This is a genomic window from Novosphingobium sp. (genome assembly GCF_039595395.1).
Lineage (GTDB): Bacteria > Pseudomonadota > Alphaproteobacteria > Sphingomonadales > Sphingomonadaceae > Novosphingobium.
On sequence record NZ_JBCNLP010000006.1, the window covers coordinates 1,273,477 to 1,288,106 of the forward strand.

The following is a 14,630-nucleotide window of genomic DNA, read 5'->3' on the forward strand; positions in this document are numbered from 1 at the left end:
GGGACATGATGCGTAAAATTCTGACACTGCTGGCCCTTTCCTGCGCGTGGAGCGGCGTTGCAACGGCGCAGGAGGCACCAGCCCAACGCCCGGATTCGACCTACACCGGCGGCGCGATGATCACCCGTTGGGGCAAGGCGGTGACGCCGGAAAACGCCTGGCGCAGCTATCCGCGCCCGCAGCTCGAGCGCGCGCGCTGGGAGAACCTCAACGGCCAGTGGGATTATGCGATCACCAAGGCGGCGGCCCCCATGCCAACGCAAATGGACGGCAAGATCCTGGTGCCCTTCCCCGTGGAATCCCGCCTCTCGGGCGTGGCGCGCAAGGTGCTGCCGGAGGATCGCATCTGGTATCGCCGCAGCTTCACCGTGCCTGCGGACTGGGCCGGGCAGCATGTGATGCTCAATTTCGGCGCGGTCGACCATGCCGCGCGGATCTGGGTGAATGGCGCGATCGTCGGCGCGCATGAAGGCGGATCGGACGCCTTCGGGCTCGACATCACCGCTTTCCTGAAGCCGGGCGCGAACGAACTGGTGGTGCAGGTCGAGGACCCGACCAGCGCGGGCAGCCAGCCGCGCGGCAAGCAGATCCTGAACCCCGACGGCATCTGGTACACGCCGGTTAGCGGCATCTGGCAGACGGTGTGGATCGAGCCGGTCTCGGCGTTGCATATCGCCGATGTGCGCGCCACGCCCGATATCGACCAAGGCAAGGTTGACATCGATGTTGCGCTGAACGGATCGGCGAATGACACCGACGCGGTGCGGCTGACGGTGCGCTCGGGCGGGAAGGTGATCGCCTCCACGGTAACCCGCGCCAACCGCCATGCCACGCTTTCCGTGCCTGACGCGCATCTCTGGTCGCCCGAGGACCCGTTCCTTTACGATCTCACCGCCGAACTGGTGGATGTGCGCGATCCCTATGCGGGCAAGACCGAGCGGGATCGCAGCGCTTACGACGCGCGCTTTACGCAAGGCGAAACCGCGACTTATGCCGCCGCCCAGATCACCGGCACGCCGCGCGACAAGGTCAACGCCTATTTCGCGATGCGCAAGATTTCGGTCGGTCCCGGCACGGTCACCGGGCAGCCGCAGATGCTGCTCAACAACAAACCCTATTTCCAGAATGGCGTGCTCGATCAGGGCTGGTGGCCCGATGGGCTGCTGACCCCGCCCTCCGAGGAAGCCGCGCGCAGCGACATGGTCTTCCTCAAGAAGGCCGGGTTCAACATGCTGCGCAAGCATATCAAGGTCGAACCGGCGCGTTACTATTACGATGCCGACCATCTTGGCATGCTGATCTGGCAGGACATGCCCTCGGGCGGGGGCGAGGACCAGTTCGTCACCGGCAACAGCCAGAGCCAGGCGGTGCTCTCTTCCGACGTGATGGCCGAGCAGCAGAACGAGCTGGCGCATATGATCGGCGATCTGCGCGCCTTCCCCTCGATCGTGCTATGGGTCGTCAACAATGAGGGTTGGGGGCAGTATGACTCCGCCACCCTTGCGCGCTATGTGAAGGGCATCGATCCGAGCCGGTTGGTCAATGCCGACAGCGGCTGGCTCGATGTCGCGCCGGGCGTGTCGGATGTCTTCGACATTCACACCTATGAGGATGTGCCCCACACACCCACGCGCCAGAGCACCCGTGCCATCGCGCTTGGCGAATATGGCGGTGTTGGCAGGCCGATCGACGGGCATCTGTGGCGCGATGACAAGCGCTGGAGCTATCAGGTCACCAGCGATCCCAAGGATTATCTGGCCCGCTATGCCCGCAAGTTCAACGAGGTGGTGCGACAGGCCAAGGAGCACGGCCTGAGCGCATCGGTCTACACCCAGACCACCGATGTCGAGGGCGAGATCAACGGCCTGCTGACCTATGACCGCGAGGTCGCCAAGGCCCCGGTCGAGGACTTTGCGCGGCTGGCCGCCCCCTTGTGGGACAAGCGTAAAAACTGAAGCGCGGCGTTGAAAACGCAACGGGGGGAACGCCGCCCGCTCCGCAATTTCATTAGAAAATTGGTTTTGGAATAACGGTTCAACACAGGCATTCGGGGCATCGACGACCACCAAGAACAATCCGGTCGCAGGATGCCCCATATGGCGGAGAGGAAACAGGGATGGTTGTTCAATTGGCTGATGCGTCGGTTCGGCACACGCGTGCATGGGGGAGGTTGCTGGCGTCGGCCAGCATGGTGGTTGCGCTTGCGGGCGTGGCGCATGCCCAGACTGCGCCCACCGCGCCAAACCCGCAGCCCGCGCAAAATGATGCGCAGGCACAATCCACCGACACGACGACGTCCGACAAGGATATCGTCGTCAACGGCTATCGCAAATCGATCGAGGCCAGCCTGTCGCAAAAGCGGGTTGCCAATGCCTTTATCGATGTCATCACGGCGGAAGATGTCGGCAAATTCCCCGACAAGAACATCGCGGATTCACTGCAGCGCGTGCCGGGCGTCGTCATCGAGCGCAGCGGCGGCGAAGGCAGCCGCGTCAGCATCCGTGGCTTGCAGTCGGACCTGACGCTCACCCAGCTCAACGGCAATTTCATCGCGACCGCCGACAGCGGCGATCCCTCGCGCTCGTTCAACTATCTGCTGCTGCCCTCGAACATGATCGGCAGCGTCGAGGTCTACAAGTCGCCCGAAGCGCGGCTCGATGAAGGCGGCGTCGGCGGCACGGTCATCCTCAAGACCCGCAAGCCGCTCGACCTGAAGCCCTGGTCGGGCTTTATCTCGGCCGAGGGCACCTATGGCGACGTGACCGAGAAGGTCGAGCCGCAGATCTCCGGCCAGCTTTCTTGGCACAACAAGGATCGCACCTTCGGCGTGCTGGTCGGCGCGACCTATCAGAAGCGCACCAACCGCGAGATGGACGGTTCGACCGAGAGCTGGCAGTGGTGGACCGATGGCGGTCGCGCCACCGGCATCAAGGCGACCGACGTCAACGGCAAGACCTTTGCCAATGATTCCTCGGTCACCTACTGGTCGCAGAACAAGGGTGAGACGACGCGCAGCGGCACGCATTACAATGGCTATTGGGCGCCGCAGTCGGTCGATGAATCGATCGTCACTTCGCAGCGTGAAAGGCTTGGTATTCAGGCGACGGTGGAATGGAAACCTTTCGAGAACCTGCACCTGACCGCCAATTACTTCCGCTTCCAGTTGAACAGCAACACCCAGTCGAACGTTCTGAAGATCCCCGAATGGGGCTATGACAACTTCTTCACCGGCGCCAAGCTCGACAAGAGCGGCACGATCATGCAATCGGCAACCTTCGACGTGACAGGCGCGCCATGCCTGAACAACACGCCGATCTGCACCATGGAGACGCCGCAGATCTCCGGTGTCTATTCCAAGGAGAAGGATGTTTCGAACACCTTCGACCTGCATGGCGAATGGACGCATGACCGGCTTGAAGCCAGCTTCGTGGTGGGCAGGACCCGCGGCACGGGCGGGCCCTCGCAACAGTTCTCCGTCGCGGCCAAGCCGCGCCTGACCGGCAATGTGACCCAGAACGGCAATTATCTGAGTTCGTGGGATTTTAGCGGTGGCGGATTGAACATGACCTTCTCGCCCCAGTTGCAGCAGAATCTGATGAACGGTCTGGCGCAGATCGACACCGGCAGCACCGGTTCGGGCTTCACCAACAGCAGCATTCAGCAGACCTATGCTCAGGTGGATCTGACCCGGCATTTCGACAGCTTCATCGACAAGATCCGCGTCGGCGCAAAATGGCGTGACGGCAAGATCCATCGCGAAACGGGCGAGCTGGACTGGTACGCCGATCCCTCAACCCTGCTGCGTTTCCAGGACACGCCGGCCGGTGCGGTCGCGCAGCCCTCGTTCTTCTACAGCTCGCCGATCAGCAACATTCCGGGCGGCTTTACGGCCAGCTCCTTCCCCGGCATCAATCTCACCAGCTACCTCAACTATCTGAACAACACCTATGGCAACGCCGTGGAGGTGCCCCAGCCGCAGAACCTCTATGACATCGGGGAGAAGATCTGGTCCGGCTACGCCCAGATCGACTACAAGACCGGCCCGGTGCGCGGCAACATCGGCCTGCGCATCGCCAACACCCAGCAGACGGGCCGCTCGACCGACACGCTCTATTTCGAGAACGACTATTGCGTTGACGGCCCCGGCGGTCCCTTCGATCCCAACCGTCCGCTGGGTCCGGACGGCAATTGCCAGGTGATCCCGCAGGCCCAGCGCGAACAACGGGTCTATGCCCCGGTCAGCGAGAGCAAGTCCTACACCGACTTCCTGCCCAGCTTCAACATCGCCTGGGATGCCACCAGCAACATTCTGGTGCGTGCCGCCGTGTCGAAGGTGGTGGCGCGGCCCGCCTTCAACGATCTGGCCTCGTCGCGCTCGCTGACGTTCCACTCCGACGCCTATACCTTCGACCGCGCCCAGTTCGGCGAGCGGGCCGGCTGGTTCGGCAGTGGCGGCAACTTCGACCTGAAGCCCTTCTCGGCATGGGCCTATGACTTTGGCGCGGAATGGTATTTCCATCGCGGATCGGTGCTGGGCTTCGCCCTGTTCCGCAAGGATGTGAAGAACTTCGTCGTGCCGCTGGTGCTCGACCTGCCGCAGACGGTGCAGGGCCAGACCGTGGTGGTGCAGCAATATTCGACGCAGGCCAATGGCTCCAGCGCGGTGTCGGAAGGCGTCGAACTCTATGCCCAGCACACGCTGGATATGGGTCTGGGCGCTCAGGTGAACTTCACCTACAACCACACCTCGACCGCCGATGTGTCGCTCGAGGGCCAGAAGATCGGCACCTCGCCGCTGGTCGGCAGCGCCAAGACCCAGTGGAACGCCTCGGTCTTCTACGAGAAGCACGGTGTCCTGCTGCGCCTGTCGTACAACCGCAAGGGCGAGCAGGTTGGCGGCATCGTCTCGGGCCTGAACATCTACAACAACCCTTACGAGCAGTTTGACCTCAACGCGCAATATTACATCACCAAGAACATCTCGCTCACCGCTTCGGTCATCAACCTGACCAAATCGACCCAGACCGCGCATCTGGGGAATGACACCACCGCCCGCTTCTATTCGAGCGCCTACACCGGCCGCCGCGCCTATGTCGGTGTGCAGTGGAATTTCTGATCCAACGGTTCCATGAATGAGCCAGCCCCCTGGCTCACACCTTGGAGGTGGTCCTTTCCGGGGGCCACCTCCCTCCTTTCGGAGTGCTGCATGAAGATTTTCCGAATGGCATTTGGGCTCGCGCTGCTGGCGGGGAGCGGGCTCGCCCTGGCGGCCAATCCGATCGTGCCGGGCTGGTATGCCGACCCCGAGATCCGGGTCTTCGCCGGGCAGTACTGGATCTACCCCACCTATTCCGACGATGACGGCGCGCCAGACGTTTCGAAAAGCTTCACCCCCGCGCAGGTGGAGGCACGCAAGGTCAAGACGGTACGCCCCTCCTACGTGCAGCAGACCTTCTTCAACGCCTTTTCCTCGCCCGATCTGGTCCACTGGACCAAGCATCCGCATGTCGTCGACGTGGCGGATGTGCCATGGGCGGCCTATGCGGTCTGGGCGCCCACGGTGATCGAGCAGAAGGGGCGCTATTACATGTTCTTCGGCGCCAATGACATCCAGAAGGACGGCGAGCTTGGCGGCATCGGCCTCGCCGTGGCGGACAAGCCCGGCGGCCCCTTCAAGGATGCGCTGGGCAAGCCGCTGATCGGCAGTTTCCACAATGGCGCCCAGCCGATCGACCCCTTCGTCTATCGCGACGATGACGGGCAGATCTATCTCTATTACGGCGGCTGGGGCCATTGCAATGTCGTGCGCCTGAGCGCGGATCTGCGCAGCGTGCTGCCCTTCCCGGATGGCTCGACCTACAAGGAAATCACCCCGCCCGGCTATGTCGAGGGCTCATTCCTCGTCAAGCGCAAGGGCGTCTATTATCTGATGTGGTCGGAGGGCGGCTGGACCGGCCCGGACTACAGCGTCGCCTATGCGATGGGGCCGAGCGCGCTTGGGCCCTTCAAGCCGATGGGTAAGATCCTGGCGCAGGATTTCCATATTGCGCGCGGGGCCGGGCATCATTCGGTGGTCAATGTGCCGGGCACCGATGACTGGTACATCGTCTACCACCGCCGCCCGCTCGGCGACGACAAGGGCGAACATCGCCAGATCGCCATCGAGCACATGAATTTTGCCGCCGACGGCACGATCAAACCCGTTGTGATGACCCATGAGGGCGTGTCCCCGCGCCCGATCCAGCATTCCCCCAAAGGAGACCTGCGTTGAAGACGCCGTTTCGCACGCTGCTTGCCCTTCTCGCCAGCACCACCCTTGTTGCACCGACGCTGGCCCTTGCTCGGGATGGCGCGCGGGATGCAGCGCCTCAGCGGGAGGCGCTCGCCGATCTGGTCAACCCGCTCATGGGCACGGATTCCGACCATGAACTGTCCTATGGCAACACCTATCCGGCGGTTGCCGTGCCATGGGGCATGAACTTCTGGTCGCCCGTCACCGGCAAGCCCGGCAGCGGCTGGGGCTACATGTACCATGACAAAAAGATCAACGGTATCAAGCAGACCCATCAGCCCAGCCCGTGGATGAACGATTACGCTGCCTTCTCGCTTTTCGCGGAGACCGGCCCGGTCCGCCTGAAGGAAGATGAACGCGCAAGCTGGTTCAGCCACAAGGCCGAGACCAGCCATCCCTACAGCTACAAGGTCTATCTCGCCGATTACGACGTGACCGCCGAGGTCGCGCCGACCAACCGCGCCGCGCAGTTCCGCTTCACCTTCCCCAAGAGCGACGACGCACATATCCTGCTCGACGGGCTGGCGGGCGGATCGATGGTGACGATCGACCCGGTGCATCGCCGGATCACCGGCTATGTCCGCAACAATCACGGCGGCGTGCCGGACAACTTCCGCAATTATTTCGTCGCCCAGTTCGACCATGATTTCACCGTCAGCCGCACCTGGGACGACAATTGGCAGATGACCGCCGACCTGACGCGCGAGGGCGGCCATGTCGGCGCGGTGGTCAGCTTCAAGACGCAGGCTGGTGAACAGGTGGGCGTCAAGGTCGCCTCCTCCTTCATCAGCGCGGAGCAGGCCGAGCGCAATCTGGACAGCGAGATCGGCAAGGACGATTTCGCCGCCACCGAGGCCAAGGCCAAGGCGGCATGGGAAAGCGAGCTGGGCCGCATCACCGTCAGCGATCCCAGCATCGACAACCGCCGCACCTTCTATTCGGCAATGTACCGCATGCTGCTGTTCCCCCGCATGTTCCATGAAGTGGATGCCAGCGGCAAGACCGTCCATTACAGCCCCTATGACGGCAAGGTGCATGATGGCCCGATGTTCACCGACAACGGCTTCTGGGACACATGGCGCGCGGTCTTCCCCTATTTCGCGCTGGTGCGCCCCGATCTCGACAGCCAGATCATGCAGGGCCTCGCCAATGCCTATAAGGAGGGCGGCTGGCTGCCCGAATGGATGAGCCCCGGCCAGCGCGATGTGATGATCGGTTCGAACTCGGGCAACATCATTGCCGACGCCTATTTGAACGGCGTGCGCGGCTTCGATGCCGAAACGCTGTATGAGGCGATGGTCAAGAATGCGACCACCTCACAAGGGCGCCCTCGCGACAAGAGCGGCAATGTCGTCAGCGCGGTCGGCCGCGAGGGCGTCGAATATTACAACAAGCTGGGCTATGTTCCCTATGACGTCGGCATCAATGAGAGCGCCGCGCGCACGCTGGAATATGCCACCGCCGATTTCTCGCTGTCGCGCTTTGCCGCCGCTCTGGGCAAGACCGAGGATGCGCGCAAATATGCCGCTCAGGCGCAGAATTACCGCAATGTCTACGATGCCCAATCGGGCTGGATGCGGGGCCGCAACAAGGACGGGAGCTGGATGGCGCCCTTCAACCCCAATGCCTGGGGCGACGCCTTCACCGAAGGCAATGCGATGCATTACAGCTTCTCGGCGATGCAGGACGTGCAGGGGCTGATCGACCTGTCGGGCGGCGACAAGCCCTTCACCGACAAGCTGGATTCGATCTTCACCCGCGCCCCGCTGTTCGACGACAGCTATTACGGCACGGTGATCCACGAAACCCGCGAGATGCAGATCGTCAACATGGGCCAATATGCCCATGGCAATCAGCCGATCCAGCATATGATCTACCTCTATGACTGGGCCGGGCAGCCGTGGAAGGCGCAAAGCCATGTGCGCGATGTGATGGCCAAGCTCTATTCGGCCACGCCCGACGGCTATCCGGGGGATGAGGACAATGGCCAGACCTCGGCCTGGTATGTGTTCTCCGCGCTCGGCTTCTATCCCGTGACGCCCAGCGTCGGGCAATATGCCATCGGCAGCCCGCTGTTCCGCTCGGTGCGGGTGGCGATGCCGGGCGGAAAGGCGCTGACCATCGAGGCACAGAACAACGGGCCGAAGAACGTCTATATCCAGTCGGTGACGCTCAACGGCAAGGCCCATGCCAAGCCCTGGTTCACGCGCGAGGCACTGCAGGGCGGCGGCACGATCCGCTTCGTGATGGGCCCCACGCCCAACAAGCAATGGGGCGCGGCCAAAGCCGATGCGCCCTTCTCGATGAGCGCGCCTGCCGCGCAGGCAGGGCGCAAATGAACCGTCGTGATGTGATGATCGGGGCCGGCGCGCTGGCGGTGACGGCGGCGATGCCGCTGCGCGCGGCGGAGCCTCTGATTTCGAAGCGCCCTCCCCCCAGCGCCCGCCGTTTCACCAGCCGCGCGGTCGAGCAGGAAATCCTGCGGGTCCGCGCCCAGATCGCCGACCCCGAACTCGCCTGGATGTTCGAGAATTGCTATCCGAACACGCTCGACACCACGGTCAAGCTCGGCACAGTCGATGGCAAGCCCGATGCCTTTGTCATCACCGGCGACATCAATGCGCTATGGTTGCGCGACAGCTCGGCGCAAATACAGACCTATGTCCATCTGGCCCCGCAGGATGCGGATCTGCGCCGTGTCTTCCACGGGCTGATCCAGCGGCAGGCGCGCTGCATCCTGATCGATTCCTACGCCAACGCCTTTATGGAAGACCCCACCGCGCCATCGAGCCTGTCCGCACTTGGCGACAAAACCGACATGAAGCCCGGCGTGGCGGAGCGGAAGTGGGAGATCGACTCCCTCTGCTATCCGATGCGCCTCGCCCATGGGTACTGGAGCGCCACGCGCGACAAGGCGCCTTTCGATGCGCTATGGGCACAGGCGATGGCGCGCGCCGTCGCCACCTTCCGCGAGCAGCAGCGCAAGGTGGGCCCCGGCCCCTATCATTTCCAGCGCGTCGACAAATCGCCGACCGAGACGCTGATGCTGGACGGTTACGGTACGCCGACGCGCAAGGTCGGGCTGATCCATTCGGGGTTCCGCCCGTCTGACGACGCCACGGTGCTGCCCTTCCTGATCCCCTCGAACCTCTTCGCCGTTTCGGCGCTCAGGATGCTGGCGCAGGTTCACAATGAGGCACGGGGTGATGCTGCTGCCGCAAATGACTGTTTGACCCTCGCCACCGAGGTCGAGGCGGCGCTGAACGCCTATGGCCGCATGCCCGATGGTCAGGGCGGCGAGGTCTGGGCCTATGAGACGGATGGCTTCGGCAATTCGATCTTCATGGACGACGCCAATGTGCCGAGCCTGTGCGGTCTTGCCCTGCTCGGCGCGGCGGATCGCAACGATCCGCTGTTCCGGCGCACCGCAGCGCTGGCCTGGAGCCCGCGCAACCCCTTCTTTTTCGAAGGAAAGGCCGCGCAGGGCATCGGTGGCCCGCATGTCGGCCTCGACATGATCTGGCCGATGTCGATCATGGTCCACGCGCGCAACAGCGATGACGATGCGACCGTGCTGCAATGCCTGCGCTGGCTGAAAGCAACGCATGCCGGCACCGGCTTCATGCATGAAAGCTTCAACAAGGACGATCCGAACACCTTCACGCGGCCCTGGTTCGCCTGGGCGAACGGCCTGTTTGGCGAGTTGATCCTCGATACGCTGCAGCGCAAACCCGCACTTCTCGCCAGCCCCCTCTGACCCCGAAACGGTCGGCCCGCCCTTCAGGATCAGGCGGGGCCGACCGGATCGCGGGCTTCCCCCTGCCCCGAGGTCTTCCACAAGGCGCCCGGCTTGGGCAAAAGGAAATGGCTGAAGGGCAGGATCGCCGCGCCGACGGCGGGCGCATCCTCCGACAGGGCCGCGCGCGCGACAGGCGCCACCGCCGGCAGCAGCGGCGCGCGTGCCTGCATCAGCGCCGCGATCCGCGCCGCCAGCGCATCGAGTTGCGCGGTCGGCAGCCGTCCGCCGAGCAGGATCGCGGCCGGATTGATCAGGCAGTTGATCGCGTCGAGCGGCACCGTCAGTTGCTGCGCCGCGCGCTCGGTCCAGTCGGCAAGGCAGGCGAGCAGGCCCGGTTCACTCGCCCCCCGGATCACATCGGCCAGCGCATAGCCCTCACGCTCCAGGCTGCGTGACAGACCCGAGAGCGAGACGAGCGTCTGGATCTGCTCGCCCGGCGTGGCATCGTGATGGGGCGAGCGCATGAAACCCAGCTCGCCGCTTCGCCCGTCCGCGCCGCGAATATAGGTGCCGTCGATCACCAGACCGCCACCCAGACCCGAGGAAATCAGGATGTAGAAAAAGCTGTTGTTGCTCTGCCCGTGGCCAAGCTGCATCTCGCCCATGGCGGCGGCGGCGGCGTCATTCTCGACGAAGACCGGCAGGTCGAGCGGCTGCTCGAACAGCGCCGGAATGTTGATGTTCTCCCAGGCGGCATAGGCCTCCGGGCGGCCCGGCAGATCGACCCGCCCGAGATCGTCGGGCATCGCCACGCCCAGGCCGACGACCTTGCTCACCTCGACATTCGTGCGCCGCAGCATGTTGCGGATCGACTTGCGATAAAGCGCGCGGACCTGATCGGGCAGCGCGAAATCCACCTCCTCGGACACGCGCGCCAGAGTCTCGCCGGAAAAGTCGACCAGCACGATGGTGATATGGTCGCGGTCGATGTTGACCCCGATCGAATAGCAGGCGTCGCGCTTCACGATCAGCTTCGTCGGCGGCTGGCCGCGCCCGCCGCGACGCTGCCCGGCCTCCTCGATCAGACCGTCCTGCAGCAGGCGCTTGGTGATGTTGGCGATGGCGGGGCCGGTCAGCCCGGTGATATGCGCGAGGTCGAAACGGGTGAGCGGCCCCAGCACGCGGATGGCATGCAGCGTGATGCGCTGGTTGTGATCGGCCGCGCGCTCCAGATTGGTGCCGGACAGGCGTGGTTGCGTCTCCGAGGCCCGGCTCGCGATGGTATGCCGGTTTCCGGCATCGTCCTGTTCGTTGCGTCCATTCGAATGCCTCATTTTCCTTCGAACGTCCCTTCCAGATGCTCCGACCCCATGCCGCGGTTTAGGATATCGCTAACCCATGCCTCATTGCATCAACATGGCGTCTGCGAACAGGTAAAATGGCGAAACCGTGCAACAGGCAGCATGGCTGCGCCGTGCACACGGCTAACCCGCTCGCGCGGGCCAATTTATCCTTCCTCTGCCTTCGTTTTCTGCTTCGGTTCGAAAATATAAATATGATTTACAAATGCAAGCAAAAGCGTGCCGAACCGACAGCGCCGGGCATCCCCCGCCCGCTGCCCGAGAGCCCTCTCCTCGGCAAAGCCGGCACGGTGCAAATGGCTTTGCTCCGGGCTCCAGAAGGGCTAATATATCGCCAGAACAGCGGGAGGATATGGTCATGGTTTCGATGAAGGCAAAGGTGAAAACCACGCTGGCTGCCGCCGCCATGGGAATCACATTCGCAGTCCTGAGCACGCCAGCCACGGGCGCCGAAGTTCCGGCAGCGGTGACCGACCCAGGCCGCCCCGCTGACGATCGTGCTCTGGACGCGAACCGCCACCCGGCGGAGATCCTGACATTCCTGAACCTCAAGCCCGGCGATACCATCGCCGACATCTGGCCCGGCGACTATTGGGACCGGCTTTTTTCGACAGCCGTTGGCCCCAAGGGGACGGTTTACGCGGTCCATCTGCCTGTGGCTGACAAGGCGGAAAAGGTCGCGACGCCCGCCAATGGCTCCATGCCGGTGGCGGGCCATCCCAATGTCATTGCGGTCAGCACCGCCCCCACCGAGATGATCCTGCCCCGGAAAGTCGATGTGATCTGGATCCGGCAGAACTACCACGATCTCTACGATCCCTTCATGGGCCCGGTCGATGTCCCGGCGTTCAACAAGGCCGTCTACCGGGCGCTCAAGCCCGGTGGCCGATTCGTCATCGTCGACCATGTGGCCCCCGAAGGCTCGAAACTTGCCGCGACCAACACCACACATCGGATCGACCCTGCTGTGGTGAAGGCCGACATGGCCGCCGCCGGCTTTACCTTCGTCGCGGAAAGCCATGCCCTGCGCAATCCGGCCGATCCCCATACGGCGCTGGTCTTCGATCCCTCGATCCGTGGCCGTACCGACCAGTTCATCTACGTTTTCAAACGGAAATAACGGCGGGAGAAGCCATGCTGGACGGCTTGCCTAAGCTGCCGTCCGGCACAGTTGCTCATCACTGGCCAGACAGATCTGGCAACCGCGGCTGGCGGCAATGCCGTTCGACAATTCGGCAAAGATTTTGCGCGCCTGCGGGCTTTCCAGCGCCGCGCGCAGGTTCGCAAAATCGGACAGCTCTCCGAAGGTCGCCGTGCTGTTCATATCCATGCAGCAGATGCCCAGCTTGCCGGTGGCAAAGATCGCCAAAGAGGGCGCCAGCGTGAAGCCGCAACGGGTCTTGTTGATCAGCTTGCGCTTCACATCCCAGCCCTTGTCATACTCCAGCAGCAGATTGGCATAGGTCGAAACCGGGCGCGGCGACATGAAGGCCTGCTGCTCCTGCCCGGCCTCATCGTGCCAGCGCAGAATGGGCAGATGCACGCCATCGTGATGCGAAGCCTTGTAGAAGGCCTTTTCGACGATCTCACGGCTGTTGACCTCGGCCTGTGCCCGGCGCTCCGCAGGGGCGTTCCGCGCGATGCTGGCGGCAATGGCCTCCCATTTGCGGACATGGGTGAGCATGCGCTCCACCGTGTCGGGGAAGGCCCCGCGCGTTTCCGCCGCGACATTGGGGTCCTCGGCGCCGTTACAGACCATCTGATACAGGCGCATATGCGTTGCGGCGCCGTCGGTGACCATCTGTTCAAGCAGGCCAGTCACCCGCGACACCAGCGTATCATAGTCGCCGATCTTGGCGCTGCGGGTCGCGGCGTAGGACTCCTGACTGTCATTATGCAGCGAAACGGCGATGCCTTGCGGATAATTGTGCGAAAGCTGCTTCAGCTTCTTGTCCACCAGCGTCATGCCATGGGTGGTGAAATAGGTCGGCCAGGGCACCTCTTTCTCGCGCAAATAGGCCAGGATCCGGTCGATATCGGGATGCAGCAGCGGCTCGCCATAGGCATTGAGCTGCATCGAGCCGACGCTGACATTCTCCGTCAGATCATCGATGGTGCGCTTGATCTGGTCGAAGGGCTGCCATTGCCGCGAATCCTCGCGATGCATATCCGGGCAGAAGGTGCATTTCTGATTGCAGTAGTTGGTGATCTCCAGCCAGACGATGTCGACATGCGGGCGATCACGCCGCACGGGATAGGCGGGGACAGACTGTTCGACGAAAGGCGCGAAATAGGCGCGCGCGCCGGCAAGATGATGCGCCTCGACGCTGGCGGCAGCCGGGCCGGTGAGGCCACGTTCCAGACAATCGAGCGCCTCTTGCGCCACAGCGGGATAGGCATGAAGCGCCGGAGCGATACCGCCGCAGATGGTTGGAATGCCGCCAAAGCCCACCGCCTGCAGAAAAGCCACCAGCACCGCGAAATCCGCGCCGATCCCTTCCTTGCTGGCACGGTCGATGGGCAGGGCAATCGCCACGGCCAGCGCTTCGATGGCCTCGCGCCAGCGGGCCTGCTCGGCCAGATGGCGGGCGAAAGCACGATGCGCCGCCACATCCAATGGCCTCGCATCCACGCTGCCAGCCGGGTTTTCAGGATCGACCGTCACCTTCAACCGCGACGGCCACAGAGCGGAAATCGCGCTGTCGATGCCCAGCAGATGGCAGCGCGTGGCATGAACCGCCGCCGCGAAACGTGGGTTATGGCGGCTCTGTGCGGCCTTGGTTAGCAGGTCGCAGCCGTTCTCGGGCTGACCGGACGCGCCCAGCAGATGGGCCATGCAAAGCACCGTGGCATCGGACAAGGCCTTGAGTTCGCCCTGCCCGTCAGGGAAATTGGCGAAATAAAGCATGTTGGAGGCCAGATCGGCGGTGGCGGGGTCGAGCCCATCAAAGAAGCTCAAGGCTTCGGGCGCCAGCGCATCCGCCTCAAGATCGTCGAGCACATCGACCAGCAGTTCGGCCAGCAAGGGCTGAGCCTCGGCACCACCCAGCGTCAGACCCTCAGCCTTGAGCAGAGCCATGGTGGCCTGAATCGGATTCGGCCGGTCACCTTTCAGCAGATCGAACGCCCGATCGAGGGTGCTTCTCTCACCGTCCAGCAGCGGGGCCGGGGAAAGCTGACCAACATCCTTCACCTTCGTTACTCCACATCGTCACGCTATCGTCGATGATGGATGAAG

Annotated in this window: 8 protein-coding genes; 6 read left to right on the forward strand and 2 right to left on the reverse strand. The window is 63.4% G+C overall.

Annotated elements, in window-relative coordinates:
- Nucleotides 1-5 precede the first annotated feature (5 nt).
- The 5 genes from ABDW49_RS25360 to ABDW49_RS25380 all read left to right on the forward strand — a co-directional run bounded on the left by ABDW49_RS25360 (nucleotide 6) and on the right by ABDW49_RS25380 (nucleotide 10,049).
- Nucleotides 6-1,955: a sugar-binding domain-containing protein gene (locus tag ABDW49_RS25360; protein WP_343616349.1), complete on the forward strand. Its 1,950-nt coding sequence runs from the start codon at nucleotides 6-8 to the stop codon at nucleotides 1,953-1,955.
- A 233-nt stretch (nucleotides 1,956-2,188) separates the two neighbouring features.
- Nucleotides 2,189-5,116 (forward strand): TonB-dependent receptor, encoded by a 2,928-nt coding sequence (locus tag ABDW49_RS25365; protein ID WP_343616350.1) that lies wholly within the window; start codon nucleotides 2,189-2,191, stop codon nucleotides 5,114-5,116.
- A 105-nt stretch (nucleotides 5,117-5,221) separates the two neighbouring features.
- On the forward strand, nucleotides 5,222-6,271 hold the full coding sequence (locus ABDW49_RS25370; protein WP_343616351.1) for a glycoside hydrolase family 43 protein: 1,050 nt from the start codon (nucleotides 5,222-5,224) through the stop codon (nucleotides 6,269-6,271).
- Nucleotides 6,268-8,631 carry a GH92 family glycosyl hydrolase gene (locus ABDW49_RS25375; protein WP_343616352.1) on the forward strand — a complete coding sequence of 788 codons (2,364 nt, stop codon included), beginning with the start codon at nucleotides 6,268-6,270 and terminating at the stop codon, nucleotides 8,629-8,631. The genes ABDW49_RS25370 and ABDW49_RS25375 overlap by 4 nt, the downstream gene beginning before the upstream one ends.
- Nucleotides 8,628-10,049 carry a glycoside hydrolase family 125 protein gene (locus tag ABDW49_RS25380; RefSeq protein ID WP_343616353.1) on the forward strand — a complete coding sequence of 474 codons (1,422 nt, stop codon included), beginning with the start codon at nucleotides 8,628-8,630 and terminating at the stop codon, nucleotides 10,047-10,049. The genes ABDW49_RS25375 and ABDW49_RS25380 overlap by 4 nt, the downstream gene beginning before the upstream one ends.
- A 29-nt stretch (nucleotides 10,050-10,078) precedes the next feature.
- Here ABDW49_RS25380 and ABDW49_RS25385 read toward each other — a convergent pair whose 3' ends face one another.
- On the reverse strand, nucleotides 10,079-11,365 hold the full coding sequence (locus ABDW49_RS25385; RefSeq protein WP_343616355.1) for an ROK family transcriptional regulator: 1,287 nt from the start codon (nucleotides 11,363-11,365) through the stop codon (nucleotides 10,079-10,081).
- A 385-nt stretch (nucleotides 11,366-11,750) separates the two neighbouring features.
- On the opposite strand from ABDW49_RS25385, the gene ABDW49_RS25390 reads away from it, so the two are divergent.
- Entirely contained in the window at nucleotides 11,751-12,512 is a 762-nt protein-coding gene (locus tag ABDW49_RS25390) for a methyltransferase (RefSeq protein WP_343616357.1), read from the forward strand.
- A gap of 30 nt (nucleotides 12,513-12,542) precedes the next feature.
- Here ABDW49_RS25390 and ABDW49_RS25395 read toward each other — a convergent pair whose 3' ends face one another.
- Nucleotides 12,543-14,585, reverse strand: coding sequence for a radical SAM protein (locus ABDW49_RS25395; RefSeq protein ID WP_343616359.1), 2,043 nt, complete (start codon nucleotides 14,583-14,585; stop codon nucleotides 12,543-12,545).
- Nucleotides 14,586-14,630: the final 45 nt, after the last annotated feature.

Coding starts and splice junctions, on each gene's coding strand:
- ABDW49_RS25360 (WP_343616349.1), top strand. CDS start 6: ATGATGCGTAAAATTCTGACACTGCTGGCCCTTTCCTGCGCGTGGAGC.
- ABDW49_RS25390 (WP_343616357.1), top strand. CDS start 11,751: ATGGTTTCGATGAAGGCAAAGGTGAAAACCACGCTGGCTGCCGCCGCC.
- ABDW49_RS25385 (WP_343616355.1), bottom strand. CDS start 11,365: ATGAGGCATTCGAATGGACGCAACGAACAGGACGATGCCGGAAACCGG.
- ABDW49_RS25370 (WP_343616351.1), top strand. CDS start 5,222: ATGGCATTTGGGCTCGCGCTGCTGGCGGGGAGCGGGCTCGCCCTGGCG.
- ABDW49_RS25380 (WP_343616353.1), top strand. CDS start 8,628: ATGAACCGTCGTGATGTGATGATCGGGGCCGGCGCGCTGGCGGTGACG.
- ABDW49_RS25365 (WP_343616350.1), top strand. CDS start 2,189: ATGGTGGTTGCGCTTGCGGGCGTGGCGCATGCCCAGACTGCGCCCACC.